Genomic DNA, 26,226 nt, shown 5'->3' on the forward strand with positions numbered 1-26,226 from the left:
TGTCCGAGCGTCCGGCGGCGGCGAGACCGGTGCCGGACGCCGGGGGGGCGGACCTCCGGGCCCACCGCCACCACGGCCCTGAGCCACGGCTTCGCCCCGCGTGACCGCGCGATCCTTTGCCTGCACACCCATTCCTGACGCAGCGTCAGTTCAGTAACCTGACAGAGCGTCAGTTTATTGGCCGGCCCCGCCCGTTCCCCGGCGGGCCATCGAGCAGGAGTGGGCGGAACGATGCTTGGATCGACTCACGGCACCCTCACCACCGACTTCCGTGCCCGGGTGGTGGCCTGCGGCGAGGAGCCGCACGCCGCCGTCGTCAGTCTGCCCACCGCCACACGGCAGGGCGGCCTCGACGTCAGCGGGCGTCCGCTGCACCTGGACGTGCCCGACCTGGACCGCTTCTTCCGGCCCCGCTCGGTGGCCGTCGTCGGGGCCTCCGACGCCGAGGGCCGCCCCAACACCGGCATCACCCGGCAGCTGATCGCCTGGGCCGAACGGGTCGGGGCCCGGCTGCACCCGGTGCACCCGACCCGGCCGACCGTGTTCGGCCGGGAGTGTGCCGGATCGGTCGCCGAGCTGCCCGAGCCGGTCGACCTGGCGGTCCTGTTGGTCGCGGACCCGCTGCCGGTGATCGAGGAGCTGGGCGAGGCAAAGGTGCCCTTCGCCGTGGCGTTCGCCTCCGGGTTCGCCGAGACCGGGGAGGCGGGCGCGGCCGCCCAGGCCCGGCTGGCGGCGGCCGTGGAGCGGTCCGGGCTGCGGCTGCTCGGGCCGAACACCAACCTGAACGCCTTCGAGCGGTTCCGGGACGACCTGGAGGGCCCCGCCATCGCCCTGATCACCCAGTCCGGGCACCAGGGCCGCCCGCTCCACGCCCTCCAGGAGCTGGGCATCCGGCTCTCGCACTGGGCCCCCACGGGCAACGAGGCCGATCTGGAGACCGCCGACTTCCTCGCGTACTTCGCCCAGCTCCCCGAGGTCGGGGCGGTCGCCTGTTACGTCGAGGGGCTCAAGGACGGCCGCTCCTTCCTGCTCGCCGCCGACCGGGCCGCCCGCGCCAGGGTGCCCGTCGTCGCCGTGAAGGTGGGCCGCACCGGGGCCGGGACCCAGGCCGCCGCCTCGCACACCGGGAAGCTGACCGGGGCGGACCAGGTGGTCGACGCGGCGATGCGGCAGTTCGGGGTGGTCCGGGTGGACGGCCTGGACGAACTCCAGGACACCGCAGCGCTGTTGGCCCGGGCCCGCCCCCCGAAGGCCGAGGGGGTGGCCGTGTACTCCATCTCCGGCGGCACCGGCGCGCACTTCGCGGACCTGGCCACGGCGGCGGGGCTCACCCTGCCCGCCCTGTCACCGGAGAAGCAGGCCGAACTGCACACCTGGATACCGGAGTACCTGAACGTCGCCAACCCCATCGACAACGGCGGCCACCCGGTCGGCGACTGGCGCGGCCGGAAGATCATCGACGCGATCCTCGCAGACCCGTCGATCGGGGTGCTGATCTGTCCGATCACCGGCCCGTTCCCCCCGATGAGCGACCGGCTCGCCCAGGACCTGGCGGACGCGGCGGAGGCCACCGACAAGCTGGTCTGCGTCGTCTGGGGCTCCCCCGTCGGCACCGAGGACGCCTACCGCACCACCCTGCTGGGCTCCTCGCGCCTCGCCACCTTCCGTACGGCACGCAACTGCGTCACCGCCGTGAAGGCCTACCTGGACCACCACCGCTTCGCCGACCGCTACCGCTCCCCCTTCGAGGACGCCCCGCGCACCCCGTCGCCGTCCTTCCGCAAGGCGCAGAACCTGCTGCGCCCGGGCCAGCAGCTCAGCGAGCACGCGGCGAAGCAGCTCCTGCGGGCGTACGGGATCCGGGTGCCGCGCGAGCAGCTGGTGACCAGCGCGGCCGGTGCCGTACGGGCCGCCGGGCCGGTCGGCTACCCGGTGGTGATGAAGGCCTCCGGGCCCCGGCTCGCCCACAAGACGGAGCTGGGCCTGGTGAAGGTCGGCCTCACCTCGGCCAGCCAGGTCCGGGACGCCTACCGCGAGCTGACCGACATCGCCCGGTACGAATCGGTGGACCTGGACGGCATCCTGGTCTGCCAGATGATCGACCGGGGCGTCGAGATGATGGTCGGGGTCACCCACGACGCCCTGTTCGGCCCGACGGTCACGGTGGGGCTCGGCGGGGTCCTGGTGGAGGTGCTGCACGACGCGGCGGTCCGGGTCCCGCCGTTCGGCGAACGGGACGCCCGGGACATGCTCGGCGAACTGCGCGGCCGGGCGCTGCTGGAGGGGGTGCGTGGCGGGGCCCCCGTCGATGTGGACGCCCTGGTGGAAGTGGTGCTGCGGGTCCAGCGCATGGCCCTGGAACTGGGCGACGACCTGGCCGAGCTGGACATCAACCCGCTGGTGGTGCTGGGCCGCGGCCAGGGCGCGGTGGCCCTGGACGCGCTGGCGGTCTGCCGGTGAGCGGGGAGGCGGCACAGGCCGCCCCCCGGGACGCCACCGTCCTGCACGCTCTCGACGGCGGCGTCTCGTGGATCACCCTCAACCGACCCGAGGCCATGAACGCCGTCACCTGGGACCAGCGCGAGCGGATCATCGCCCTCCTCACCGACGCCTCCGCCGACCCCGCCGTACGGGCCGTCGTGCTCACCGCCACCGGCCGGGGCTTCTGCGCGGGCGCCGATCTGCGCGGCGCGCCGGCGCAGGCCCGTGAACGGGTCCCCGGGGACGTGTCCCGGACCATCCGGCTCGGCGCGCAACGGCTGATCGCCGCCGTGCTGGACTGCGAGAAGCCGGTGATCGCCGCCGTGAACGGCACGGCGGCCGGGATCGGGGCGCATCTGGCGTTCGCCTGCGATCTGGTCCTGGCGGCCGACACCGCGAAGTTCATCGAGGTCTTCGTGCGCCGGGGGCTCGTCCCGGACGGCGGCGGCGCGTATCTGCTGCCCCGGCTGGTGGGGCCGCAGCGGGCGAAGGAGCTGATGTTCTTCGGGGACGCGCTGTCGGCGGCGGACGCCGAGCAGATGGGGCTCGTCAATCGCACCGTGCCGGAAGGGGAGCTGTCCGCCCTCGCCGCCGCGTGGGCCGGCCGGCTCGCCGCCGGGCCGACCCGGGCCCTCGCCCTGGCCAAGCAGCTGGTGAACGCCTCGCTGGACGGCGACCGGGCCGCCGCGTTCGCGGCCGAGGCGGCGGCCCAGGAGATCAACATGACGACGCGGGACGCCGCCGAGGGCGTGGCGGCCTTCGTCGAGCGCCGTACGCCGGAGTACCGGGGGCACTGACCGGGACACCGAAGCGTCCGGAGCGCCGGAGAGGCGAACCTCAGGATGCCACCGGCGGGTTGAAGCGGTGGAACTCCGGGGCCGACCAGCGCAGCGGGGAGGCGGCGGCGACCTCCCGTACAGCGGTGATCTCGAACTCGACGAGCCGCTCCGCCCCCGGGACCCGGGCCACCTCGTCCGCGTCCCAGACCGTGCGGGCGAAGCCGGTCAGGTGGAGGGCGGAGCCGGTGCCCCAGTCGGGCACGAACAGCCCTGCGGCGGGGTTGAGTTCGAGGTTCCCCAAGGTCAGGAACATGCCGTTGCCCGCATAGTCGGGCCAGCGCAGCAGCCAGGGCGTGACCACCTGGACGAAGCCCGGGTTGCCGCCCCGGTGCGAGGCGTCGGCGTCGCCCCGGTCGGAGGCTGTGGCGACGAAGAAGGTGTCGGCGGTCCGCAGCGCCTCCTGCTGTGCGGGGCTCAGGGAGTCTCCGTCGGTGGCCCCGCGCCGCTGCCCGCCCGCCTCGCCCGGTGCGATCCGGTGGGGGTGGCGCTCCTGGATGTACTTGGGGCAGTTGGCGACGGCCTGGTCGAGGGTGACGCGGAGCCCGCGCCCGTCGCGGACCGCCCGGCCGTTCATCCGCATCCGGCGGCGGGTCGCGGGCTCGATGGCGATCATCCCGATTCGGGCGGGTCCCGCCCCGCCGGTGCCACCCCCGTCGGCACCGGAGAGCAGACCCGCCAGCGGATCGTCGGACGGCGGCAGCGCGTCGACGGTCAGGACGTCCGGCGCGGGGACGGCCAGGAACCCCGGTTCACCGGTGAGCTGGGTCGCCCAGATCCGCCCCTGCCGGTCCGCGCCGCCCACCACCAGGAAGGGCTGCCGGCCGAGGAACTCCGCCGCCACCTCGGGGATGTCGGAACGGATGGCCCGTTCCGCACTCGCCGCCCGCCGGGCCAGCCCCGCCCGCTCCTGCACGGCGAGCTCGCCCCGGTGATATCCGCCCATGGTCGACACCTTGCCCTTTCGCGCCCTCCGTCGGCGCCTAGAAGAATCCGCAGGTGGGAGCACCGGCGGTCGGGGCGTCCGCCGGGTCGGCCCCGGTGGGCGCGTAGATCTCCAGGCGGATGCCGTCGGGGTCGGCGAAGAAGATGCCGCCCGAGGTGCCGCTCTCGCCGTGCGGAACGACGCCCTCGTGGGCGAACTCCGCGCCCAGCCCCCGCAGGACCTCCTCGGCGGCCCGGACCTCGTCCACCGAGTCCACCTCGAACGAGAGGTGGTGGAGCCCGGGGAGAGCCGTGGCGAACGTGCCCTCGCTCTGCTGCCACAGGGTCACCAGAAGCCGGGAGTCGCGTCCGAGGAAGGCCCAGCGGCGGTCGGCCTCCTTGCCCTCGGCCAGCACGTCGAAGTCGAAGACCTCCCGGTAGAACGCGGTCGAGCGGTCGAGGTCGGTGACGTTGAGGCCGACGTGGCCGGTCCGGAGGTTCCTGGCCTTGCTCATGGTCGATCCCGTGCCTTCGGTCGGGGCCACGAGGCGATCTCGTAACCGTTGTCATTCATTTTGTTGGTTAGAAACGGTGAGCGCAACCGGTGATCTTGATTTGGCCGGTTATCATCGATGAACCAGCCGCCCCCCTGCCCGTCCCTCCCCCACGACGGAAGGAGCCCGACCGTGACGCAGCCCCCCGGGCCCGACCCCCGGCCGCTGACCGGCGAGCCGCTCGCCATCGATCTGCTCAACACCCGCTGGATCGACGGGGACGGACGGCACGACCTGCTGGACACGGTGTCGGGCCTGGCCGTCTGGCTCGACAGCCCTCCGGTGCGCGAGCACCTCACTTCCGGCGCCTCCCCCACCGCCGACCGCGCGACGCTGGACCGGCTGCTCACCGCACGTACGGCGCTCGACGCCCTGGCCGCCACGGCCGTACGCCGCGATCCGGCCATCCCCGAGGACAGCGCCCGGCTGAACGAGGTCCTCGCCCACGGCCGGATCCGCCGCACGCTGGGCCCCGACGGGATGCCGGATTCCGTGGTGGAGGTGGACGAGCCGTCCTGGCTGCCCGCCTGGTACGCGGCGGAGAACTGGCTGCGGCTCGTCGCGGACCGCCCCGACCGCATCCGCCACTGCGCGAACGACGCCTGCGTCCTGCACTTCCACGACGTGTCCAAGAACGGCACGCGCCGCTGGTGCTCCATGGCGGGGTGCGGCAATCGCGCGAAGGCGCAGCGCCACTACGCCCGGCGCACCGGGGCGTGAGACCCGGGGGCAGGACCCGCCCGCCCCGCACGCGGGTTCACATCTGACGCATCGTCAGTTCTAATGGACGGCGTGATGGGACACGCAGGCATGGCCGCCACCGCCGTCCGGTACCTCAGGTCCGCCGGCGCCGCCACGACAGCCGCACCGCAGACCCCGCCGGAGGCACTGCCCCAGGCGCTGCCCCGCCCGGACCTGAGGGCCGTCCGGGACGACGAGCGCCCGCCGGTCGCCCCGGCCGAATTCCGGCGCGTGCTGGGCCACTTCGCCAGCGGCGTCACCGTGGTCACCGCCCGCGACACGGACGGCCCGACGGGCTTCGCCTGCCAGTCCTTCGCCTCGCTCTCGCTGGACCCGCCGCTGGTGTCCTTCATGGTCGCCCGTACGTCGACGACCTGGCCGCGCATCGCCCGCGCCGGGGTGTTCTGCGTGAACATCCTGGGTGCCGAACAGGGCGCGCTGTGCCGGGGGTTCGCGGTGAGCGGGGCGGACAAGTTCGCGGGAGTGGCGTACGGGGAGGCCCCCGCGACCGGCTCGCCGCTGCTCGACTCCGTACCCGCCTGGATCGACTGCCGCATCCACGCCGTCCACACCGGCGGCGACCACCTCATCGTGGTGGGCCGGGTCGAGGCGCTGGGCGCGGCGGAGGAGGGCGAGCCGCTGCTGTTCCACCGGGGGGTGTTCGGCCGGTTCAGCGGCTGAGCCTGGACTCGGGCGGTTCAGCGGCCGAGCCCTTCGAACATCCCGGAGTCACAGCGTCCGGAGATATTCCTCGCCCGCTTCGGTGATCCGCATGATGTTGCCGACCATGGAGCGGTTGGCGTATCCGCTGCGCTGCAGTCCCTTGAAGTGACCGTTCATGTCCCGCGTCGGTATGGCGTCACCGAGCCGATCGGTGAGCCACGCGACTTCCGTGCTCTGCAGTCCCGGGAGGCCGAGATTCCGGGCCAGCTGGAGCGCCCAGAGGAGTTTGTCGCGCTTCAGCCCGACCCGATGGTAGGGGGCGACCCCGTCGATCGCTGAAGGAATGTTGTCGAACTCGGCGAACACCTCGGGCACGGGCACGGTCCGCGCCTTCTTCCGACCGCTCTTTCCGGCTGATGGAGCGGAGCCGTCCCGTTTGCGGGCCGACCTTCCCCGAAGACTGCTGAAACCCTCGTTGATGACATTCTTGGCCGACTCCGAAACGTAGCACTGACCCTTTTCCTCCCCCTCGTGAATCCACCCGGCGCGGACGGCCTTGTCGAACTCGCGGGAGAAGTGGGAGGGGATGCGCTCACGGGATCGCTGGAAGAGCCTGCGGATATCACTCTGGGTGAACTCCTCACGCCCTTCCTCGTGGAGCAGGTAGGCCGCGAAGGCGGTCATCTTCTCCGGTATGGTTTTCGCGTCCGAACGCTCCAGAGCCTGGCGCGGGCTTTCGACCTGCCCCTGCCGCCGCCCTTCTTCGATGACCGGCGCTTCTCGGGGCTCTCTTTCCGCCCACCCGGCCGGTGCCGGAGGAAGAGCGGGCGGCTCTGGGCCAGGGATCGGGGCATCGGCCCCCGGGCCGGATTGAAGTGTGCTGATGACCAGCGCCCCTTGGGCCACGCTGATGTCCTGTTCGAACACAATGCGGCCACTGAGCGCCAGATGAACTTCCTTTTCTTGTCGCGTCATACGGAAACGGTAGCTCTGGAACCGGATGGAACAAAGTGCTGCGGAGAGCGGGATCGTCGAAATCCCCGGGAACCTCGGATCCTTATGAGATCGACCGGAATTCCTTGCTGAATCATCTCGGACGGTGACGGCGCACGCGGGTGCTGTGCACGGCGAGCACGGTCCGGAACTGCTCGTGCGCTTCACGTATGCGGCCCGCTGTCAGACAGGCGCTGCCCAGGCGGCTGCGGATGTCCATCTCCAGCCACGCGTAACTGGGTTCGGTGAGAGGCGACATCAACTGGCGCTGGAGGAAAAGAGCCTGTTCATGGAGGGCGATGGCGGCGTCGGGGTTTCCCACTCCTTCTTCCGCGGTTCCCAGCCGGGTCAGGCTGCGTACGGAGAGGAAGGCGTCCCCGCCCTGCTGGACCAGGTCGACCGCTCGGTGGAGCAGCAGCTTGGCCTCGTGGTACCGGCCGCGGCGGAGGTGGACGTCGGCGGCGCAGCTCAAGGGCCTGCCCAGCATGCGCGGCCTTCCGTCCTTCTCCGCATGGGTGAGGGCGCCCGCGAAGCAGGTCAGTGCCTCCTGGTCGCACCCCTCGAAGTAGTGGGCCAGACCGAGAATGACGCCTGCCATCGAGGCGATCCAGTAGCTGTGCAGCCGCTCGGCCTGGTCCACCGCCGCCGTGGCGTGGACGATGGCCTGTTCGCCCTCGCCCACGCTCAGTGCGAGGGCTCCGAACCCGGTGAGGGTCCGGGCCTCCTCGTGCGGGTGGGCGTGGCGTCGGCTGAGGTCCAGTGCCTCGGTCAGCAGGCCGCGCGCCTGGGTGTACCGGCGTTCGTGCAGGGCGGTGTAGCCCAGGCAGTTACGCAGGGCGGCGGGCATCCGCCGGTCGGCGGCCCCGTCCACATGCGCCAGGGCGATCTCCAGAGCGGTCCGGCATTCGTGGTATCGGCCCTGACGGACGAAGTAGTCGCAGAGCGCCTCGGCGATCCAGCAGGCGTGATCCGCTTCACCGAGGGCGGCTGCGTGTCCGACGACGTCGACGAGTTCACCGCCCGCCGCGTCCAGCCATGCCTCCGCCTCCTCCCAGCGGGTGAAGGGCGCAGCGGTGGACGGAGGGCCCGTGGGAAACCCGCCGGGTCCCCAGTCACTGGCGAGCCGGGCGACGCTCAGGTAGAGGCCGAGTGCGGCCGAGCTCGCGGGGGCCGCCTCGGCGGGCGCGGCCCGCGCGAGGCGGCGTGCGTGCACCCGGACCAGGTCGTGCAGGCGGTAGCGGCCCGGACGCGGCTGCTGCAGGAGGCTGGTGTCGACGAGATCCTCCAGGACGCGTTCGGTGGCGTGGCGCGGCCCGTCGAGCATGGCTTGCGGGGTCAGGACGTCGAACTCGACCGTCGGTGTCAGCCCCAGGGTGCGGAAGGCGCGCTGCTGCTCGGGCGTCAGCTGGTCGTACGACAACCGGAAGGCCGACTCCACACTCCGGTCCCCGGCGGTCAGCTCGCTGAGCAGGTGCTCGCCGTCCGTCATCCGGCCCACCAGGTACTCCACCGTCCAGGCGCCCCGGTTCTGGAGCCGTGACCCGGCGATGCGCAGGGCCAGCGGCAGTCCGTCGCACAGCCCGGCCAGCTCACGCGTCGCCTCCGGCTCCCGGCCCGCCCGCTCGTGCCCGACGATGCTGGTGAGCAGGGAAGCCGCGTCCCCGGGCTCCAGGGGTTCGAGGGTCACCCGCCGGTCGGCGTCCACATCGGCCAGTCGCCGTCGTCCGGCCACCAGCACCCTGCTGCCGGCACCGGCGGGCAGCAGCGGCCGGACCTGGTCGGCGTCCAGCGCGTCGTCCAGCACGAGCAGCAGCCGTAACCGGCTGGTCTCCGCGCGCCAGACGGACGTGAGTTCGTCAAGATCGCTCGGCAGCTCGCCCCGAGCCGTCCCGAGCGACCGCAGCAGGTGTTGAAGTGCCTGTTCCGGCGTCTGCCGTCGCCGGGTGCTGTGCGCGCGCAGGTCCACGTACAGGCAGCCGTCCGGATGGTCGGCGCTGAGCTCACGTGCGGCGCGTACGACGAGCGCGGTCTTGCCGACCCCGGCCGGACCGTCCACCGTCACGATCGACACGGATCCGGGGGCGGCGGGCGCGGTCAGCCGGGCCAGCTCGTCCTCCCGCCCGAAAAGGCTGCCGCCGTCGCCGGGCAGTTCGTTGACGGGACGGCGGGGCCGTGACCGCGGGCGGAGCGCGGTGGAGTGCGCCCCGGCCGGGCCGGCGGGGCCCGAACTCCCATTGTGCAGGCGGCCGGCCACCGGACCGACGAGACGTTCGTCGTCCTGCCGCAGCACCGCCTCGTACATCGTGCGGAGGGACGGTCCGGGATCGACGCCGAGCTCGTCGCGCAACCGCGTGCGCATGTGCTCGTAGGCGTTCAGGGCCTCCGCCTGGCGGCCGCCGGCGTACAGAGCGCGCATGCGCAGGGCCAGTACCGACTCGTCGAGCGGGTCGGACGTGGACAGGGCGGCGAGCTCGTCCAGGGTGTCGGCGGACCGGCCCAGCAGGACCAGGCACTCCAGCCTCTCCAGCCGGAGCGAGAGTCGGCGTTCCCCCAAGCGGAGTCGCTCCATCCGGGCGCGCTGACCCGGCAGACCGGTCAGCGGCTCGCCACGGAACAGGGCAAGCGCCTCGGTGTACCGCTCCACGGCGGTGTCTGCGTCGCCGGATGCCTTCGCGGTCTGCGCCTCCGCGGCCCGTTCGTCCAGGTCGCTCACATCGAGCCGGACCGCGCGGCCGACGAAGCCGTACCAGCCCTTGCCGCTGCGGATCACCGAATCCGCAGGCCCGGCGCCCGCGACATCGAGTGCCTTGCGCAACGGGTGGATATGGCTCGGCAGCACCTTGTGGCCCGTCCCCGGCGGCCGCCCGTCCCACAGGTCGTCGATCAACTGCTCATGGCTCACCCGGCTGTCCGCGCGCAGCATGAGCGCGGCGAGTACGGACTGCCGCCGAACCGGCCCCAGATCCAGCAGTGTTCCGTCCCGCCAGGCCCGGAGCGGGCCGAGCAGGGCGATCCGAAGCCCCGTCCGTCCCTGAGGAGTTCTTCCGTACACGCGGCCTCCGCCTCCGCACATCACCGAAACTTCATCAGCATTGCAGCACCCCCGGCCAGGGTCTCGGTGTCGACCTCGCACAACCCGCACAAGCGGTCCGCCGGATGCCGGACCGGAGGGCAGCCGCGCCGACGGCACCGGAGCATCACATCCGGAGTCGGTAACGCCCCTGCCGTCGAGGGTAGTTGGCGATGAAGAGGTCGTGTGACAGCAGAACCGGCACCGTGCCGGTGCGGACGAAGAGGGTGGCCGTGACCTATCTCGTGGAACTGCCGGTCAGTGGGACCGACGGGCGGACGGAAGTGGTGAAGGTACGTGTCGAGGCCGAGGGCGACGGTCTGGTGAGGGTCGCCCGGCCGGGCCAGGTCGTTGCGCGGGCCACGCGCTCGCTGGGCGAGATGGTGGCCTCGGTCAGGCCGGTCGCCCAGAATTTCGTCGACGGCTTCCGTGGCACGGCCCACGGACCCGACGAGATCAGCGTCGAGTTCGGCCTGAGCCTGTCGGCCGAGGCCGACGTGGTGATCTCCAGTACCTCGGCACAGGCCAACTTCACGGTTTCGCTCGTCTGGAACCGCCCTCCCGCCGATCCGCCCGCCGCCCCGCCCCCAGCCGGCCCGGCGGCGGATCCCGACGGCGGCCCGGGCGGGGACGGGGCGGCAGCGTGACAGCGGCCGGTACGCGCACCGACGCCCTCGAAGCGGGAGTGCTCCAGATCCGCGACCGGCGGGGAGAACCGGTCGGCCTGGGGTTCCTGGTCACCGATGAGCTGGCCCTGACCTGCGCCCATGTCGTCAGCGCCGCCCTCGGCACGGGCCACGGCACCGAGCCCTCCGCCGACGACCGGATCGACGTCACGCTTCCGCTGCTGCGGGCCCCAGCCCCCGGCGTCCCGGACAGCGCCCCGCCGATCACGGCGAGCGTCGAACACTGGGTCCCGCCCCAGCCGTCCGGCGCCGGCGACGTGGCCGTACTGCGCCTGGAAACCAGGGTGCGGGGCAGCCGGCCCATCCGGCTGGTGGACGAACCGGACGTGTGGAAGCACCCCGCGCGGGTCTTCGGGTTCCCGGCGGGCCGCCCCGGGGGCGTGTGGCACGCGGCCCTGCTGCGTGCTCGACAGGCGCACGGATGGATTCAGGCAGACCTGGCCGAGGGCGGCTACCGGGTGTCCGGCGGCTTCAGCGGCAGTCCGGTGTGGGACGACGAACTCAGGGGCATCGTCGGCATGATGGCGGTGGCGGAGGAGGGCGAACCCCCGGCGAGCTATCTGATCCCGACGGCCGGTCTGCTGGACGCCTGGCCCGGGCTGCGCCCCCTGGTGCTGCCGCCGTCGCCGTTCCGGTCCCTGACTGCGTTCCAGGAGAGCGACGCCGCCCTCTTCCACGGCCGCCGGACGGAGTCCGACCAGGTCGCCCGCATGGTCTCCCGCGAACGCTGGACCGCGATCGTGGGCCCCTCCGGCTCCGGCAAGTCCTCCCTGGCCCGCGCCGGAGTCGTGCCGAGACTACGGCGGGACGGCACGTCGGTGATCGTGCTGCGGCCCTCGGCGGGCAGCAGCCCGGTCGCCCGGCTGGCCCAGGAACTGCTGGCGCTGCTGGAACCCGGCCTGTCCGGGACCGAGCGGCTGGACCGCGCCCCGGCGCTCGGCCGGGCGCTGACCGGCCGGCGCCCCCTGGCCGACGTCGTCCCCCTGCTGCTCGACCGGCAGGGGACCCGTCGGCTGCTGATCGTGATCGACCAGTTCGAGGAACTGCTCGCGCGCGAGGCGACGGCCGTCGACGAGCTGGCCGCGGTGCTGTTCGACGAGGCCCTGCCGGACACGGTCCGGATCCTGACCACGCTCCGGGCCGACTTCCTGGGCACGGTCCTCGACCACCCGGGGCTCGGCCATGCCTTCGACGGGCGGCGGGCCTACGCCCTCGGCCCGATGAGCACCGGCAGCCTGCGCGACATCATCACCCTTCCGGTGGAGGCCGTCCCCGGCGTCCACTACGAACCCCACCTCGTCGACCGCATCCTCGCCGACACCGGCGCCGAACCCGGCGCGCTGCCCCTGCTCGGCTTCGCCCTCGACGAGCTCTGGCGGGAGCAGCAGGAGGCACACGGGACGCTCACCCATGAGGCGTACGAGAACATCGGCGGCGTCGCCGGCGCCCTGCACGACCACCTCGTCGAGGTCTGGGCCGCCCATGTCCCGGCGGCCGACGAGGCGGCGGCACGGCGGCTGTTCACCCAGCTCATCCGGGTACCCCTGGAGTCGGGAGGCGTCACGCGGCGCGTCGTCACCCGTACCGAACTCGACGCCGGGGCGTGGGACGTCGCGCAGCGCCTCGCCGTCACCCGTCTCCTCGTCACCGGCCGGGACGCCGGGGGGACCGAGACCGTCGAACTGGCCCACGAGGCACTCATCTCCACCTGGGGCAAGCTGGCGGACTGGGCCGCGGAGGACCGTTCCTTCCTGGTCTGGCGTGAGTCCCTGCGCCACGACATGCGCCGCTGGACCGCCGCCGGACGCCCACCCGACCTGCTGCCGAGCGTGGACGCCCTGGCGGGCGCCAAGCCATGGCTGGACACCCGCGGGGCCGAAATCGCCGCTGCCGAGCACGAATTCCTCGAACTCGGCAGCGCCCATCACCGTTCGCGGAGCCGCAGGCGGCGGGCTGTCCGGTCCGGCTTCGGCATCCTGATCGTCCTCGCGGTGCTGTTCGGGGGGATGTTCGCGTACACGCGGCAGCAGAGCGAGGAACGCCAGGCACTCGCCGACTCGCGCTCCCTCACCCAGTTCTCCCAGGACCAGGCCGAGTTCGACCCCGCCCTCTCGGTGAAGCTGGCGCTCGCGGCGTACGACACCGCGCCCACCCAGGAGGCGCGCAGCCAGTTGCTGCGGCAGCACCTCGGCCTCTCGGGATCGACCCGCGTGCTCTCCGGTCTGCTCGGTACGGTCCGGCAGTTCCGGACGAGCCGGGACGGTGACGTCGTCTTCGCCCGGTCGACCCTGGGTCGCGCGACGCTGTTCGTGAACTCGCTCACCGACGGCATGCGCGTCGAGCACTTCTCCCGCAAGGCGGTGTCCAGGGTGATGGTCTCGGCCGACGGCAGCCGCGCCGCCTTCATCGGCGACGACGGGTCCGCCGGCTGGTTCGAGGTGCGGCCGGACGCCGACCGGATCATCGGCCCGGTACACGAACTCCCGTCGGCGAAAGACCTGTTGCACTACCCCTATGCGCCCGGCAGCGGGTTCGCCATGTCCCTGGACGGACGGATGGTCGCCGCCCGGACCGAGGACGAGCTGGTGTGGTGGGACCTGGACCGTGACACCGCCGGGGCCCGGGTGCCCCTGCCGGCGGAGGCGGCCGGAAAGCTGTGGATCGGCCCCGGCAACCGGACCCTGCTGGTGGCGACCTCCGCCTACGACAGGAACCGGATGGACGCCGGACTGATCGAGGTCGACCGGGCCACCGGGAAAACGCGTACGGTCACCCGCGCCGCCGACCAGATCCTGGTCTCGGGAGACCGGAAGACGGCGGCGAGCTGCCTCAACGGAAAGTCGGGCATGACGATCACTCTGCGGCGGATCTCGGACGGCGCCGAACTCGGCCGGTACGCCCACGGCGACCACGCCACCTGCACGATGCGGAGCATCGATCCGACCGGACACCGTGTCGCCACGGGCGACGGCAGGAGCCTGTCCCTGGTCGACCTGTCCCGGTCCGAGCTGATCAGCGAGTCCACGCAGCTCGACGGCGTCACGGAATCGTCGGAGGACCTGGTGACCAACCGAGGCAGAATCCTCGTGGCCGGGAACAGCGACTCCTTGATCAACTACGTCGAACTGCCCACCGTGCCCAACGTCCTGAAAGTGAGCGAGCAGAAACTCAGTGCGGACGGCACGAAGCAGATCAGCCTCGTGGACGAGGGCGCGAGCCTGCAGGTCCACTCCGTGACGGCCGTGGCGGTCGATCCGCCACTGGCCGAGGTGAAGCGCCCGCGACCGTACTGGCTCCCCAAGGACGGATACCAGCTCGTGCTCGACACGGAACGGACCCTGCTGGCCGACTGGGTCGCCAAGGACACCATCGTCATCCGGAGTACGTCCACCTTGAGGGAGACGGCCCGCATCACCGTTCCCGCACCACCGTCCCCCGCCGACCTCCGGTACTTCTTCGACCGTGACAAGCGTCTGGTGACCGTCTCCGGAACCCTGGTGCAGCAGTGGGACACACGCACCGGCGAGGAGCGCGCCCGCTTCGACATCAAGACCCTGACGTCCGGGGGCCGGGCGGACGCCGATCCGCCGACGACGCACGTCAGCAGATACCCCGAGGACGACCAGGTGGCCGTGCTCGTCTGGGGTGACCCCCGGCTCCGGATCGTCGACCTCACGACGGGAACCACCGAGGCGACCGTGAAGGTGCCCACCGATGCCGTCGCCGTACAGATCGACCCCAGCGCACGCTACCTGGCGGTCCTGCGCAGCGGAGGCATGGTGGAGCTCTGGCAGCGCGACCCGCTGCACAAGGAGCTGGGGCCCCTGCGCAGCCTGGCCGAGGACTCGATGAAGCCGTACGTAGCCAGCTTCATCGACAGGAAGGGCGGCTTCGTCGTGGCCGCCAACAGCTCCGTGCGCGTCTACGGGGTCGGCGGCCGCAGCTACCGGGAGTCGTACGACTTCGGCCGCGCGCCCTCCAGCAGCATGCTGGGCGAAGGCGCCTATGTCTTCCGCGACATGACTCCGGACGGCAAGTCCGTGATCTACCAGAACACGGACAACACCGGCGGGCCCTTGCGCCTCGACCCGGCGGAGTGGCGGCGCGCGTTGTGCAAGGTCATCGGCAACCGGACGTTCACTGCCGACGAACGGGCCGGCATTCCCGTACGCCTGCCTAGCCGCCCGGTCTGTCCGTGACCAGGGCCTGGTCCACGACGCGTCCGCGGCGGATCACCAGCGACATCAGTGCCGCCATCGCGCACAGCGCCCCCGCCGCGTACCAGACCACGTCGTAGCTGCCGAACACGTCCCGCGCGACGCCGCCGAGGAAGGCGACCACCGCCGCGCCCACCTGGTGCGAGGCCAGCACCCAGCCGAAGACGATCGCGCTGTCGTCGCCGTACTGCTCACGGCAGAGGGCGAGCGTCGGCGGGACGGTGGCGACCCAGTCGAGCCCGTAGAACACGATGAAGAAGACCATCGGCGGGCGCACTTCGGGGGCCATGAGCATCGGCAGGAACAGCAGCGAGATGCCGCGCAGCGCGTAGTAGACGGCGAGGAGCCGGCGGGCGTCGAAGCGGTCGGTGAGCCAGCCGGAGAAGATCGTGCCGATGACGTCGAAGACCCCGATCACGGCGAGCAGCGAGGCCGCCACGGTGATGGGCATGTGGTGGTCGTGGGCGGAGGGCACGAAGTGGGTGCGGATCAGACCGTTGGTGGAGGCCCCGCAGATCGCGAAGGCACCCGCGAGCAGCCAGAACGGCCCGGTGCGGGCCGCGTCGATCAGCACGCGCACCGCCCGGCGGGCGGCTCCCCGGGCGGGGGCGGGCTTCTCCACGTACGTACCGCCGTACGGGGCGAGGCCCACATCGGCCGGGTGGTCGCGCATCAGGAGCCAGACGAACGGGACGACGACGAGGGACGCCAGGCCGACGGTGACCGAGGCGGGCCGCCAGCCGTGTTCGTCGACGATCCAGGCGCAGAGCGGGAGGAAGACGAGCTGCCCGGAGGCCCCCGCAGCGGTGAGGATGCCGGTGACCAGGCCCCGGCGGGCGACGAACCAGCGGTTCGTGACGGTCGCGGCGAACGCCATCGCCATCGATCCCGTGCCGAGGCCGACCAACAGGCCCCAGTAGATCATCAGTTGCCAGGAGGCCGTCATCCAGACGCTCGCGATGGCCCCGGCCGCCACCATGGTCAGCGCGATCGCCACGACCCGCCGGATGCCGAAGCGGTCCATGAGGGCGGCGGCGAACGGCGCGGTCAGCCCGTACAGCGCCATGTCGATGGAGACCGCGAGCCCGATCTCACCGCGCGACCAGCCGAACTCGGTGTGGAGCGGGTCGATGAGCAGGCCGGGCAGGGAGTTGAAGGCCGCACCGCCGATGATCGTCACGAAGGTGACGGCGGCGACGAGCCAGGCCCGGTGAATGCGGGGGCGGGAGCGGCGGTGCGCCTCGCGCGGCGGCTGCGGCCGACCGTCCTGGGCTGCGCTTTCGATGGTCTCGGTCACATGGACCAGCTTCCTGGCCTGCGGCTTTCCCCACGAGTGGCCGGAGAGACACGGTTCGCAGGAATCGGGCCACGGGATCGGTTCATGCGATCGGATCCTGCGATCGGGTCCTGCCTAGGCGCGCCTCCGGGCCCCCGCGTGCACGGACCAGGCCGCCGCCGCACCCACCGCGTACCAGAACAGATCCGGCGCGTTGAAGGTCGAACCGAGGATCAGCCGGGCCGCCGTGCTGTGTACCGACAGCTCCGCCGGTACGCCGGTGAGCTGCGCGAACTCCACCGCCCAGCTCAGACCCAGTGCCGTGGCAGCCACCGCGAGAGGGCGGGCACGAGGTGCGCAGAAGGCGACGAGCGTGCAGAGCAGCACTGTGTAGAGCGCGCTCCCGGCGTACTTGGCGAGGGCCCCGTCCGCCCCGGCGCGCACGGCGAGACCCGCGGCGACGGTCCCGAGGGCCGCCACCGCCGCAACCCCGCGAGCCATGAGCCTACGGCTGTCACGATCGGCGTCGGGAATGGACATGGGATCTGTCGGCTTCTCCATCACATCGCTAACCTGTATCAGCTCGTGGTCTATACCAGCCACCCGCTCCACCGGTGATCTCCGAGGAGGCCGTCATGCCGCACCGCGTCGTCGTCCTGGCTCTCGACGGAGCGCTCCCCTTCGAACTGGGCATCCCCCAGCGGATCTTCGGCCGCTCCCTCGGCACCGAGCCGGACGGCCGGGACCGGAAGCTGTACGAGGTGGTCACCTGCTCGATCCGCCCGCCCGGCCCGGTCCGGACCGATGCGGACTTCGCCGTTCTCGTGGAGCACGGCCCGGAGGCGCTCGCCACCGCCGACACCGTGGTCATCCCCGCCTCCTACGAGCTGGGCCCGGTCTTCGACGAGGGCAGGCTCACCGAGGAGCTGGCCGCCGCGCTCGCCCTGGTCCGGCCCGGCACCCGGATGGTGTCCATCTGCACCGGCAGCTACGTCCTGGCGGCGGCCGGATACCTCGACGGCCGCCCCGCCACCACGCACTGGTCGTCCGCCGACCACTTCCAGCGGACCTTCCCGCAGGTCCGCGTCGACCCGGACGTCCTGTTCATCGACGACGGCGACGTCCTGACCTCCGCCGGGGTAGCGGCCGGGATCGACCTCTGCCTGCACCTGGTGCGGCGCGACCACGGGGCGGCCGTCGCGAACGAGATCGCCCGCCGCACGGTGGTGCCCCCGTACCGGGACGGCGGGCAGGCCCAGTACATCCACCGCCCGCTCCCCGAACCGCAGTTCGCGACCACGACCGCCGCCCGTGCCTGGGCGCTGGCCCGGCTCGACCGGCCGATCCTGCTGCGGGACATGGCGGAGCAGGAGGCCATGAGCGTACGGACGTTCACGCGCCGCTTCCGCGAGGAGGTCGGGATCAGCCCCGGCCAGTGGCTCACCCAGCAGCGGGTGGAGCGGGCCCGCCAGCTGCTGGAGTCGACGGACCTGTCCATCGACCAGGTGGCCCGGGACGCGGGCTTCGGCACGGCGACCTCGCTGCGCCAGCACCTCCAGGCGGCCCTGGGCGTGCCGCCGACGGTCTACCGGCGTACGTTCCGGTCGTCGGCGGACGCCTAGGACGGACGCCATCAGCGTCAGCCCGCGCGCCCCACCAGGTCGTCCAGCTCGGCCCGGAACAACCGGTCCGGGTCGAAGCCCATGCCCGTGAAGTGGCCCGCCAGCTCCAGGGACAGCACCCCGTGCAGCCGGGTCCAGAACGCCAGGGCCCGCCGCAGCACCCCGGGCGGGGCCGGATGGTCCCCGGCCCAGTCGCGGTGGTCCGCCAGGTGGGCGGCGAACGGCGAGGCGGGCGGGTCCGGTTCGAAGGCCGTCCAGGCGGTCAGCAGGTCGGCCATGATCTCCTGCGAGATGCCGGTGATCTCGTCGGGCGCGTGGTAGCCGGGGACGGGGGTGCCGTAGACGAGGAAGTACCGGTGGGGGTCCGCCAGGGCCCAGTCGCGCAGGACGTGAGCGAGGGCGGCCGGGTCGGCGCCGGTGACGGCCGCCGTGTGGACGGCGTCGGCGAGACTGCGGTACGCGTCCCGGACGAGCTCGGTGATCAGCTCGTCCCGGCCGGCGAAGTAGCGGTAGAGCGCGGGTCCGCTGACGCCCATCCGCTTGGCGATCGCGTTGAGGGAGAGCGCGGAGGCCCCGGCCGTGGCGATCTGCTCCCAGGCGTGCTGCTTGATCTCGGCGCGCACCTGGGCGCGGTAGCGCTCGCGCGGAGTCTTCGCGTCGGACCCGGCCATGGACGGCCACCTTCCCCGGCTCGCTCGCCTGCTACCTGCTGAAAATTTCGTTAGAAGGTATCAGGGAACCCTGTGCCGGCCGGGAAGGCTCAGAACACCAGCACCCCCCGGGCCACCCGCCCGTGGTGCGCGTCGTCGGCCGCCTTGGCGAAGTCCTCCACCGGGTACGTCTCCGTCACCAGCTCGTCCAGCAGCAGCCGGCCCTCCCGGTACAGGTCCGCGTACAGGGCGATGTCCCGCTGCGGCCGCGAGGAGCCGTAGCGGCAGCCCAGGATCGACTTGTCCAGGTACATCGAGGAGACGACGAACGACGCCTCGGCGCTCGCCGCCGGGACGCCGAGCAGGATCGCCTGGCCGTGCCGGTCCAGCAGGTCGATCGCCTGGCGGATCAGCTCGGTGCGGCCGACGCACTCGAAGGCGTGGTCGGCTCCGTCGGGCAGGATGTCGCGCACCCCGTCGGCCGAGGTCAGGAAGTGCGTGGCGCCGAACCGCCGGGCCACCGCCTCCTTCGCCGGGTTGCTGTCGACGGCGACGACGGTGAGCGCACCGGCCAGCCGGGCCCCCTGGAGCACGTTGAGGCCGATGCCGCCGGTGCCGATGACCACGACGCTGTCGCCGAGGCCGACCTGCGCCCGGTTCAGGACGGCCCCGACGCCGGTGAGTACCCCGCAGCCGATCAGGGCGGCGGAGGTGAGGGGCAGATCGGCCGGGATCTTCACGGCCTGGACGGCGCGCACCACCGTACGTTCCGCGAAGGCGGAGTTGGAGGCGAACTGGAACACCGGCTCCCCGCCCCGCGAGAACGGCCGCCCGGGCCGCCCGATCGCCTTGCGGCACATGGTCGGCCTGCCCCGGTCGCACTGGGCGCAGGCCCCGCAGTTGGCGAGGGTGGACAGCGCGACATGGTCACCGGGCCGTACGTGGACGACGCCGGGTCCGACCGCCTCCACCACGCCCGCGCCCTCGTGGCCGAGCACCACGGGGACGGGGAAGGGGATCGTGCCGTCGATGACCGACAGGTCGCTGTGGCAGAGCCCGGCGGCGGCGATCGCCACCAGCACCTCGCCGGGGCCCGGGTCGCGTATCTCCAGGTCGTCGACGACCTCGGTCCGTGTGCCGTCGAAGACGACGCCTCTCATCTGGGCTCCCTCGGTAGGCCGAGCACCCGCTCGGCGATGATGTTCCGCTGGATCTCGTCGGAGCCGCCGTAGATGGTGTCGGCCCGGCTGAAGAGGAACAGGTGCTGCGCGGGGTCGATCTCGTACGGCCGGTCCGCCGTCCACGGCTCCGGTCCGGCCGCCCCCGCCTCTCCCGCGACCGCCACCGCCAGCTCCCCCAGCCGCTGGTGCCAGCCGCCCCACAGCAGCTTCGCGACGCTGGGCGCGCCCGGGTCGCCGGTGGTGCCGAGGGTGCGCAGGGCGTGCCGGCGCATGGTGTCCAGCTCGGCCCACTGGCGTACGAGCCGGGCCCTGATGACCGGGTCCTCTGCGGCCCCGCTCGCCACGGCGGCGGCGACGACCCGGCCCAGCTCCTCGGCGAAGCCGATCTGCTGGGCGAGGGTGGAGACCCCGCGTTCCACGGCGAGCAGGCCCATGGCCACCTGCCAGCCGTTGCCCTCGCCGCCGACGGTCTCCGTGGCCCGGGCCCCGTCGAAGAACACCTCGTTGAACTCGCTGGTCCCGGTCAGCTGGCGGATCGGCCGCACCTCGATCCGCCCCGGCTGATCCATCTCCAGCAGCAGGAACGACAGTCCGTGGTGACGGGTGGAGCCGGGGTCGGTGCGGGCGAGGACGAAGCAGAAGTCGGCGTCCAGGGCGAGCGAGGTCCAGATCTTCTGGCCGGTGACGGTGTAGCCGCCGGTGGTGGTGTCCGGGGTGGCGGTGGTCCGTATCCCGGCGAGGTCGGAGCCGGCGCCCGGCTCGCTGTACCCCTGGCACCAGAGGGTCTCGCCGCGGGCGACGGGGGGCAGATGGCGGCGCTTCTGTTCCTCGGTGCCGTATGTGATGAGGGTCGGGGCGAGGAGGTTCTCCCCGATGTGGCCCATCCGGGCGGGGGCTCCGGACCGGGCGTACTCCTCGGCCCAGACGACCTGCTCGGGGAGGGTGGCTCGGCGGTTGCCGTACGTCTCGCCGTCCTCGCCCGGCCAGCCGATGCCGATCCAGCCGGCCTTGCCCAACTCGCGTTCCCACGCGCGGGGGTGGGGGGTGGGGGTGTCGGTGAGGCGGTCCGCCAGCCAGGCGCGCACCTCGGTACGAAAGTCCATCCGTGCCTCCTGTCCCTGGGGGCTCCGCCCCCAGACCCCCGCTGCTCAAACGCCGCAGGGGCTTGGTTTTCAAGCCCCTCCGGCGATTGAGGAGCGGGGGCTTGGTTTTCAAGCCCCTCCGGCGATTGAGGAGCGGGGGTTCGGGGGCGGAGCCCCCGAGGGCGGTCACCGGTTCGGCCGGTCCCCCGACTTCGCCGCTGCCGCCATCTCCGCCACCCGCTCCAGCATCGGCATCGGATCCACCCCCACCGTCCCCGGCAGGAAGTCCGCGATCCGTTCCGGGGTCCAGGCCGCCCCCTCCGCGTACCCCGCCCGCAACTCCCTCGGCTGGGCCCAGACCGCGATCTTCGGGCCCGCGATCGTGTAGACCTGGCCGGTGATCCCCTCCGCCCGCGCCCGCTCGCTCAGCAGGTAGACGACCAGCGCCGCCACGTCCTCCGGCTCCCCGATCTCCTTCAGCTCCATCGGGACCTCGGCCGACATCCGGGTCCGGGCGACGGGCGCGACCGCGTTCGCCGTGACCCCGTAGCGGTGCAGACCCAGCGCCGCGCTGCGGACCAGCGAGATGATCCCGCCCTTCGCGGCGCTGTAGTTGGCCTGCGAGACGCTGCCCTGGTGGTTGCCGCTGGTGAAGCCGATCAGCGTGCCCCCGCCCTCCTGCTTCCGCATCACCGCCGACGCGGCCCGGAAGACGGTGAACGTGCCTTTCAAGTGCGTGGCGAGGACCGGGTCCCACTCCTCCTCGGACATGTTGAACAGCATCCGCTCACGCAGGATCCCGGCCACGCAGACCACCCCGTCGAGCCGGCCGTACTCCGCCAGCGCCGTGTCCACGATCCGCTGCCCGCCCGCCATCGTGGAGATGTCGTCCGCGACCGCGACCGCCGTGCCGCCCACCGCCTCGATCTCCTTGACGACGGAACGGGCGACCTCGCTGGTCGGCTCGGAGCCCTCGACGGAGACGCCGTAGTCGTTGACGACGACCCGCGCCCCCTCCGCCGCCGCGGCGAGCGCGACCGCCCGGCCGATGCCCCGGCCAGCCCCCGTCACGGCGACCACCCTGCCTGCCAAGAAGTTCCCCATGCCCGGCCCCTTCCCGCGATTTCTGACGGACCGTTAGATTTTACGGGCAGTCGGACAGTCGCGCACAAGACCCAGGAGGCCTCCATGTCCCTGCCGGCCGAGTTCCACGAGATCGCGGGGCGCGTCAACAACTGGGGCCGCTGGGGAGAGGCCGACGAACTCGGGACGCTCAACCTGATCACCGACGCCGTCGTACGGGAGGCCGTCGGAGCCGTCCGCACCGGCCGCCGGATACCGCTCGCGCTGCCGCTCCGGCAGGACGGCGTACAGAGCGGACTCATCCCGGGCCGGGTCAATCCGCTGCACACCATGGTCCAGATCAACCAGGAGATCTTCGGCCCCGGCACGATCGCCACCAGCGACGACGCCGTCACGATGGGCCTCCAGGCGGCCACCCACTGGGACGCCCTGCCCCATGTCTCGCACAGCGGGAAGATCTACAACGGCCGCCCGGCGGACACGATCACCGCCCACGGCGGGGCCCGGTTCTCGTCCATCGCCGCCGTGGCGCACCTCGTCTCGCGCGGGGTGCTGCTGGACGTGGCCCGCGCCCGGGGCGTGGACCGGCTGCCGGGCGATCACGCCGTCACTCCGGAGGACCTGGCGGCGGCGGAGGAGTTCGGGGGCGTACGCGTACGGGCCGGGGACATCGTGCTCGTACGGACCGGGCAGATGCGCCTCGCACTGGACGGGGACCGGGACGCCTACGGCTACCCGTCGCCGGGGCTCTCCGTGCGCACGCCCGAGTGGTTCCACGCCCGGGACGTCGCGGCCGTCGCCAACGACACCCTGACCTTCGAGATCTTCCCGCCGGAGATCGCGGACCTGTGGCTGCCCGTGCACGCGCTGCACCTGGTCGAGATGGGCCTGCTCCAGGGCCAGAACTGGAACCTGGAGGCCCTGTCCACCGCCTGCGCGGAGGAGGGCCGGCACGCCTTCCTGCTCACCGCCGCGCCGGAGCCGTTCGCCGGGGCCACCGGGTCGCCGGTCGCCCCGGTGGCCATCCTGTAGGGCGGCCTCAGGCCAGGTTGTCGGTGAAGACGCAGGACGGCGGTTCGCACACCTCGCCGCCGCCCTGGACGACCACCGTGGGCTCCGCGGTCCGGACCGGCGCGCTCCGGTCGACCTCGCACCAGATCTGCTTGCCCGCGCCCTCCGGCAGCCAGCCCCAGCGGTCGGCGAGCCCGTCCACCAGCTCCAGGCCCCGGCCGCCCGTGTCCTCGCCCGCCGCGTGCCGCTGGAGCGGCGGGCAGTCGCTGGCGTCGGCGACCTCGACCCGGACGGTCCCGGCGCCGCCGGAGGCCCCGCCGCCGCCGAAGAGCATCCGCAGCACGGCGGGGCAGCCCGTGTGGACGACGGCGTTGGTGACCAGCTCCGAGATCAGCAGGATGAGCGTCTCGGCGAGCGGCTCGTCATCCCCTATCCCGGATCCGACCAGGCGCGACCGCGCCCACCTACGGGCCCGCCCGACCTCTGCGGGATCCGGACCGACCTCCAGCTGAACCTGAAGCACCTGCACCGCTCACACCATCCGAACCGGCGGACACATCGCCTCGCGCCTCCTCAGGGTCACGGAACGTGATTCCCTTACGCGACAGCATGGTTGACGTACAGTCACCGCAACAAGCGCTTCGGGCATATTCCAGCGCGAAGGAGTACGCGTGGTGCATACTGTGCGACGCACGCTGCGGGGAGTCGAACAGGAGCGCGCAGAGACTGCGAGAAACGCTCTTCGGGCAGGCCCGGCACATCTCCGGCGAGAGCCCTCGCTCCGGACCGGCGCCGCCGCACAGGCCGCCCCCGGATCGCCCGGTTCCAGAACCACTCGCATCCCACGGAGCGTACCCGAGCCGGGCCCCGACTCCACCCGGTGACGAATCACGCAAAGGACACAACCCGGTATCGACACCCGGCGGATGCGCTGTGTCACCCTCCGCCCCCCGCTTCCCGGACCGGCCGTCCGGGCGCCGCCGAGCTGCGCGGAAGCCGCCCCGCCGCCCCCAGATCTGCGGCGAGCAGCTCCTCGGTGCCCGCCCCGGTGAGCCAGGAGGCGGCCCGGAGCCAGGCCCGTTTCAGGTGGAGGTGAACATCTGCCTCCCAGGTGAAGCCCATCCCGCCGTGGATCTGGAGGCAGTCACGGGCGTTGCGTACGGCTGCCTCGTCGGCGAGGAGTTTGGCCGCCGCGATCTCCACCGGGTCCCCGGTCACGGCGGCCGCGTACACGGCGGCGCGGGCCGGTTCGGTGCGGGCGAGCATGTCGGCGCAGAGATGTTTGACCGCCTGGAACGCTCCGACGGGAGATCCGAACTGCTCGCGGCTTCCGGCGTGTTGAACGGCCGCCTCGGTGGTCCGTGCGGCGCTGCCGAGCTGCTCGGCTGCGGTGAGCAGCGCGGCCTCGAAGCGGAACCGCCCGGCGTGCGCCGGGGTGCGCTCCGTCGCGGCCGGGGCACGTTCCGCGACCGCCCGCGCACTGTGCAGCGGGGTGAGCGGGTCCATCGACCGTACGGGCCGGGCGGCGGCCACGAAGGCGCGCAGCGCCTCCCCGGTCAGCGACTCCGCGCCCGTCGCCTCCCCGGCCGGCGGCTCGGCCCCCACCACCAGCACCGCGTCCGCCTCCGCCAGGTGCGCCACCGCCAGGTCCCCGGCCACGGCCGTCACCACCTCCTCACCCTCGGCGGCCCCCTTCACCAGGCCCGCCGCCAGGTGTGTGGCGACCAGCGGGCCAGGCAGCAGCGCCCGGCCCGCCTCCTCGAAGAGCAGCACCGCTTCGGGCAGCCCGAGGCCCACCCCGCCCGCCTCCTCCGGCAGCCGCAGCGCGAAGAACCCGGCCGCGCCCAGCTCCCGCCACAGCGACCGGTCCAGGGCCCCGCCCCGCTCCACCGCGGCCCGCAGCCGGTCCCGGTCGAAGACCGCGCCGAGCAGGTCGCGCATACCGGACCGCAGGGCCCGCTGGTCGTCCGAGAGCTGGAAGTCCACGGTGGCCTCAGCGCCCCTTCGGCAGGCCGAGGATGCGCTCGGCGACGATGTTGCGCTGGATCTGCGAGGTGCCCGCGGCGATGGTGTAGGAGAGGGAGGACAGCCGGTCCAGGACCCATTCCCGGTCCAGGTCGAACGCGTCGCCGCCCCCGAGCACCTCCGCCGCCGCCTCGTACAGTTCCTGGCGGAGCCCGGAGTAGCGCAGCTTGAAGACCGAGCCGCCGACGCCGGGGACCACGCCCGTGTGCTCGGACTCGCTCACGTTGGCCTGAGTGAGCCGCCACAGGGCCCGGAACCCGGCGTTCAGCCGCCCGAGCCGCCGCCTCAGCACCGGGTCGTCCCAGCGCCCGTTGCGCCGGGCCTCGTCGGCGAGCGCGTCCAGGGTGCGGCGGCAGGCGACGACCTCGCCGACGAAGGCGGTGCCGCGTTCGAAGGAGAGGGTGACCATGGTGACGCGCCAGCCGTCGTTCTCGTCCCCGACCCGGTTGCGTACCGGCACCCGGACCTCGTCGAGGAAGACCTCGGCGAACTCGGTGGACCCGGCGAGCGTCCGCAGCGGCCGGACCGTGATCCCCGGGGCGTCCATCGGCATCGCGAGCCAGCTGATGCCCCGGTGTTTCGGCGCGTCCGGGTCGGTCCGCACCAGCAGCTCGCACCAGTCGGCGACCTCGGCGTGCGAGGTCCAGATCTTCTGCCCGGTGACCACGTAGTCGTCGCCGTCGCGCACCGCCCGTGTCCGCAGCGCGGCCAGGTCGGAGCCCGCGTCCGGCTCGCTGAACCCCTGGCACCAGATCTCGTCGCCGCGCAGCACCGGGGGCAGCCAGCGGGCGCGCTGCCCGGCCGTGCCCTCGGCGGCGATCGTCGGCCCGGCGTGCAGCAGCCCGACGAAGTTCGCCCCGACGTAGGGGGCCCCGGCCCTCTCGGTCTCCTCCAGGAAGATCAGGTGCTGCGTCGGGGTGGCCCCCTGTCCGCCCGCGTCGACCGGCCAGTGCAGACCCGCGTACCCGGCGTCGTACAGCATCCGCTGCCAGGTGGTGTCGTACGCCCGGCGCGCGGGCCAGTCGTCGGGCGAGGGCTTCGGGGGCAGGCCGGGGAGCACGCCGGCCAGCCACTCCCGCAGCCGCCGCCGGAACTCCTCCTCGGCCTCCGTGTACGCGAGATCCACGGTTC

At 72.6% G+C, this 26,226-nt stretch carries 21 protein-coding genes; 8 read left to right on the top strand and 13 right to left on the bottom strand.

What is annotated here, in order from left to right:
* Positions 1-231: 231 nt before the first annotated feature.
* Both IE140_RS04940 and IE140_RS04945 read left to right on the top strand, forming a co-directional pair.
* On the top strand, positions 232-2,460 hold the full coding sequence (locus IE140_RS04940; protein ID WP_109179705.1) for an acetate--CoA ligase family protein: 2,229 nt from the start codon (positions 232-234) through the stop codon (positions 2,458-2,460).
* Entirely contained in the window at positions 2,451-3,278 is an 828-nt protein-coding gene (locus IE140_RS04945; protein WP_150194801.1) for an enoyl-CoA hydratase/isomerase family protein, read from the top strand. The genes IE140_RS04940 and IE140_RS04945 overlap by 10 nt, the downstream gene beginning before the upstream one ends.
* A 40-nt stretch (positions 3,279-3,318) precedes the next feature.
* On the opposite strand, the gene IE140_RS04950 is transcribed toward IE140_RS04945, so the two are convergent.
* Together IE140_RS04950 and IE140_RS04955 are read right to left on the bottom strand one after the other, a co-directional pair.
* Positions 3,319-4,263 (bottom strand): pyridoxamine 5'-phosphate oxidase family protein, encoded by a 945-nt coding sequence (locus IE140_RS04950; protein ID WP_150194773.1) that lies wholly within the window; start codon positions 4,261-4,263, stop codon positions 3,319-3,321.
* A gap of 37 nt (positions 4,264-4,300) precedes the next feature.
* A complete protein-coding gene (locus IE140_RS04955) occupies positions 4,301-4,756 on the bottom strand; it encodes a VOC family protein (protein WP_032777963.1) in 456 nt (151 codons plus the stop codon).
* A gap of 171 nt (positions 4,757-4,927) precedes the next feature.
* On the opposite strand from IE140_RS04955, the gene IE140_RS04960 reads away from it, so the two are divergent.
* Positions 4,928-5,515 carry a CGNR zinc finger domain-containing protein gene (locus IE140_RS04960; RefSeq protein WP_150198256.1) on the top strand — a complete coding sequence of 196 codons (588 nt, stop codon included), beginning with the start codon at positions 4,928-4,930 and terminating at the stop codon, positions 5,513-5,515.
* Between the two features lie 90 nt (positions 5,516-5,605).
* The gene (locus tag IE140_RS04965) at positions 5,606-6,217 is read left to right on the top strand and encodes a flavin reductase family protein (RefSeq protein ID WP_150198260.1); all 612 of its coding nucleotides are present in this window, start codon (positions 5,606-5,608) and stop codon (positions 6,215-6,217) included.
* Positions 6,218-6,265: 48 nt separating this feature from the next.
* Here IE140_RS04965 and IE140_RS04970 read toward each other — a convergent pair whose 3' ends face one another.
* Together IE140_RS04970 and IE140_RS04975 are read right to left on the bottom strand one after the other, a co-directional pair.
* Complete coding sequence (locus tag IE140_RS04970; RefSeq protein WP_150198258.1) at positions 6,266-7,174, bottom strand: hypothetical protein; 909 nt, start codon at positions 7,172-7,174, stop codon at positions 6,266-6,268.
* Positions 7,175-7,286: 112 nt separating this feature from the next.
* Positions 7,287-10,244, bottom strand: coding sequence for an AfsR/SARP family transcriptional regulator (locus IE140_RS04975; RefSeq protein WP_229826688.1), 2,958 nt, complete (start codon positions 10,242-10,244; stop codon positions 7,287-7,289).
* Positions 10,245-10,495: 251 nt separating this feature from the next.
* Between IE140_RS04975 and IE140_RS04980 the strand changes: the two genes are divergently transcribed.
* Both IE140_RS04980 and IE140_RS04985 read left to right on the top strand, forming a co-directional pair.
* On the top strand, positions 10,496-10,909 hold the full coding sequence (locus IE140_RS04980) for a CU044_2847 family protein (protein WP_229826689.1): 414 nt from the start codon (positions 10,496-10,498) through the stop codon (positions 10,907-10,909).
* A complete protein-coding gene (locus IE140_RS04985; protein WP_150197702.1) occupies positions 10,906-15,147 on the top strand; it encodes an nSTAND1 domain-containing NTPase in 4,242 nt (1,413 codons plus the stop codon). Before IE140_RS04980 ends, IE140_RS04985 begins: the two co-directional genes overlap by 4 nt.
* Here the strand turns inward: IE140_RS04985 and IE140_RS04990 are convergent.
* Positions 15,125-16,462 carry an MFS transporter gene (locus IE140_RS04990; RefSeq protein ID WP_093444755.1) on the bottom strand — a complete coding sequence of 446 codons (1,338 nt, stop codon included), beginning with the start codon at positions 16,460-16,462 and terminating at the stop codon, positions 15,125-15,127. The genes IE140_RS04985 and IE140_RS04990 overlap by 23 nt on opposite strands.
* 114 nt (positions 16,463-16,576) lie before the next feature.
* Complete coding sequence (locus tag IE140_RS04995) at positions 16,577-17,002, bottom strand: ribosomal maturation YjgA family protein (RefSeq protein WP_150197703.1); 426 nt, start codon at positions 17,000-17,002, stop codon at positions 16,577-16,579.
* Positions 17,003-17,076: 74 nt separating this feature from the next.
* Here IE140_RS04995 and IE140_RS05000 point away from each other — a divergent pair, with 74 nt between their 5' ends.
* Positions 17,077-18,063: a GlxA family transcriptional regulator gene (locus tag IE140_RS05000; RefSeq protein ID WP_150197704.1), complete on the top strand. Its 987-nt coding sequence runs from the start codon at positions 17,077-17,079 to the stop codon at positions 18,061-18,063.
* Between the two features lie 17 nt (positions 18,064-18,080).
* Here IE140_RS05000 and IE140_RS05005 read toward each other — a convergent pair whose 3' ends face one another.
* From IE140_RS05005 to IE140_RS05020, 4 genes are all read right to left on the bottom strand, one after another.
* Positions 18,081-18,734: a TetR/AcrR family transcriptional regulator gene (locus IE140_RS05005; protein WP_109179699.1), complete on the bottom strand. Its 654-nt coding sequence runs from the start codon at positions 18,732-18,734 to the stop codon at positions 18,081-18,083.
* An 89-nt stretch (positions 18,735-18,823) separates the two neighbouring features.
* A complete protein-coding gene (locus IE140_RS05010; RefSeq protein ID WP_109179698.1) occupies positions 18,824-19,873 on the bottom strand; it encodes a Zn-dependent alcohol dehydrogenase in 1,050 nt (349 codons plus the stop codon).
* Positions 19,870-20,997: an acyl-CoA dehydrogenase family protein gene (locus IE140_RS05015; RefSeq protein ID WP_078566611.1), complete on the bottom strand. Its 1,128-nt coding sequence runs from the start codon at positions 20,995-20,997 to the stop codon at positions 19,870-19,872. Before IE140_RS05015 ends, IE140_RS05010 begins: the two co-directional genes overlap by 4 nt.
* Positions 20,998-21,162: 165 nt before the next feature.
* Positions 21,163-22,080 carry an SDR family oxidoreductase gene (locus tag IE140_RS05020; protein ID WP_189460081.1) on the bottom strand — a complete coding sequence of 306 codons (918 nt, stop codon included), beginning with the start codon at positions 22,078-22,080 and terminating at the stop codon, positions 21,163-21,165.
* Between the two features lie 84 nt (positions 22,081-22,164).
* On the opposite strand from IE140_RS05020, the gene IE140_RS05025 reads away from it, so the two are divergent.
* Positions 22,165-23,091 (top strand): cyclase family protein, encoded by a 927-nt coding sequence (locus IE140_RS05025; RefSeq protein ID WP_093445617.1) that lies wholly within the window; start codon positions 22,165-22,167, stop codon positions 23,089-23,091.
* Positions 23,092-23,098: 7 nt separating this feature from the next.
* Here the strand turns inward: IE140_RS05025 and IE140_RS05030 are convergent, their stop codons facing one another.
* The 3 genes from IE140_RS05030 to IE140_RS05040 all read right to left on the bottom strand — a co-directional run bounded on the left by IE140_RS05030 (position 23,099) and on the right by IE140_RS05040 (position 26,221).
* The gene (locus tag IE140_RS05030) at positions 23,099-23,599 is read right to left on the bottom strand and encodes an ATP-binding protein (RefSeq protein WP_093445618.1); all 501 of its coding nucleotides are present in this window, start codon (positions 23,597-23,599) and stop codon (positions 23,099-23,101) included.
* A gap of 407 nt (positions 23,600-24,006) precedes the next feature.
* Positions 24,007-25,056, bottom strand: coding sequence for an acyl-CoA dehydrogenase family protein (locus IE140_RS05035; RefSeq protein ID WP_189460084.1), 1,050 nt, complete (start codon positions 25,054-25,056; stop codon positions 24,007-24,009).
* 7 nt (positions 25,057-25,063) lie between these two features.
* Positions 25,064-26,221 (bottom strand): acyl-CoA dehydrogenase family protein, encoded by a 1,158-nt coding sequence (locus IE140_RS05040; RefSeq protein ID WP_150193641.1) that lies wholly within the window; start codon positions 26,219-26,221, stop codon positions 25,064-25,066.
* Positions 26,222-26,226: the final 5 nt, after the last annotated feature.

Origin of the sequence: Streptomyces parvus (assembly GCF_014648875.1) — a bacterium.
GTDB lineage: Bacteria > Actinomycetota > Actinomycetes > Streptomycetales > Streptomycetaceae > Streptomyces > Streptomyces parvus.

Coding starts and splice junctions, on each gene's coding strand:
- IE140_RS04995 (WP_150197703.1), bottom strand. CDS start 17,002: ATGGAGAAGCCGACAGATCCCATGTCCATTCCCGACGCCGATCGTGAC.
- IE140_RS05010 (WP_109179698.1), bottom strand. CDS start 19,873: ATGAGAGGCGTCGTCTTCGACGGCACACGGACCGAGGTCGTCGACGAC.
- IE140_RS05020 (WP_189460081.1), bottom strand. CDS start 22,080: ATGGGGAACTTCTTGGCAGGCAGGGTGGTCGCCGTGACGGGGGCTGGC.
- IE140_RS04950 (WP_150194773.1), bottom strand. CDS start 4,263: ATGGGCGGATATCACCGGGGCGAGCTCGCCGTGCAGGAGCGGGCGGGG.
- IE140_RS05025 (WP_093445617.1), top strand. CDS start 22,165: ATGTCCCTGCCGGCCGAGTTCCACGAGATCGCGGGGCGCGTCAACAAC.
- IE140_RS05005 (WP_109179699.1), bottom strand. CDS start 18,734: ATGGCCGGGTCCGACGCGAAGACTCCGCGCGAGCGCTACCGCGCCCAG.
- IE140_RS04965 (WP_150198260.1), top strand. CDS start 5,606: ATGGCCGCCACCGCCGTCCGGTACCTCAGGTCCGCCGGCGCCGCCACG.
- IE140_RS05000 (WP_150197704.1), top strand. CDS start 17,077: ATGCCGCACCGCGTCGTCGTCCTGGCTCTCGACGGAGCGCTCCCCTTC.
- IE140_RS04970 (WP_150198258.1), bottom strand. CDS start 7,174: ATGACGCGACAAGAAAAGGAAGTTCATCTGGCGCTCAGTGGCCGCATT.
- IE140_RS05015 (WP_078566611.1), bottom strand. CDS start 20,997: ATGGACTTTCGTACCGAGGTGCGCGCCTGGCTGGCGGACCGCCTCACC.
- IE140_RS04955 (WP_032777963.1), bottom strand. CDS start 4,756: ATGAGCAAGGCCAGGAACCTCCGGACCGGCCACGTCGGCCTCAACGTC.
- IE140_RS04940 (WP_109179705.1), top strand. CDS start 232: ATGCTTGGATCGACTCACGGCACCCTCACCACCGACTTCCGTGCCCGG.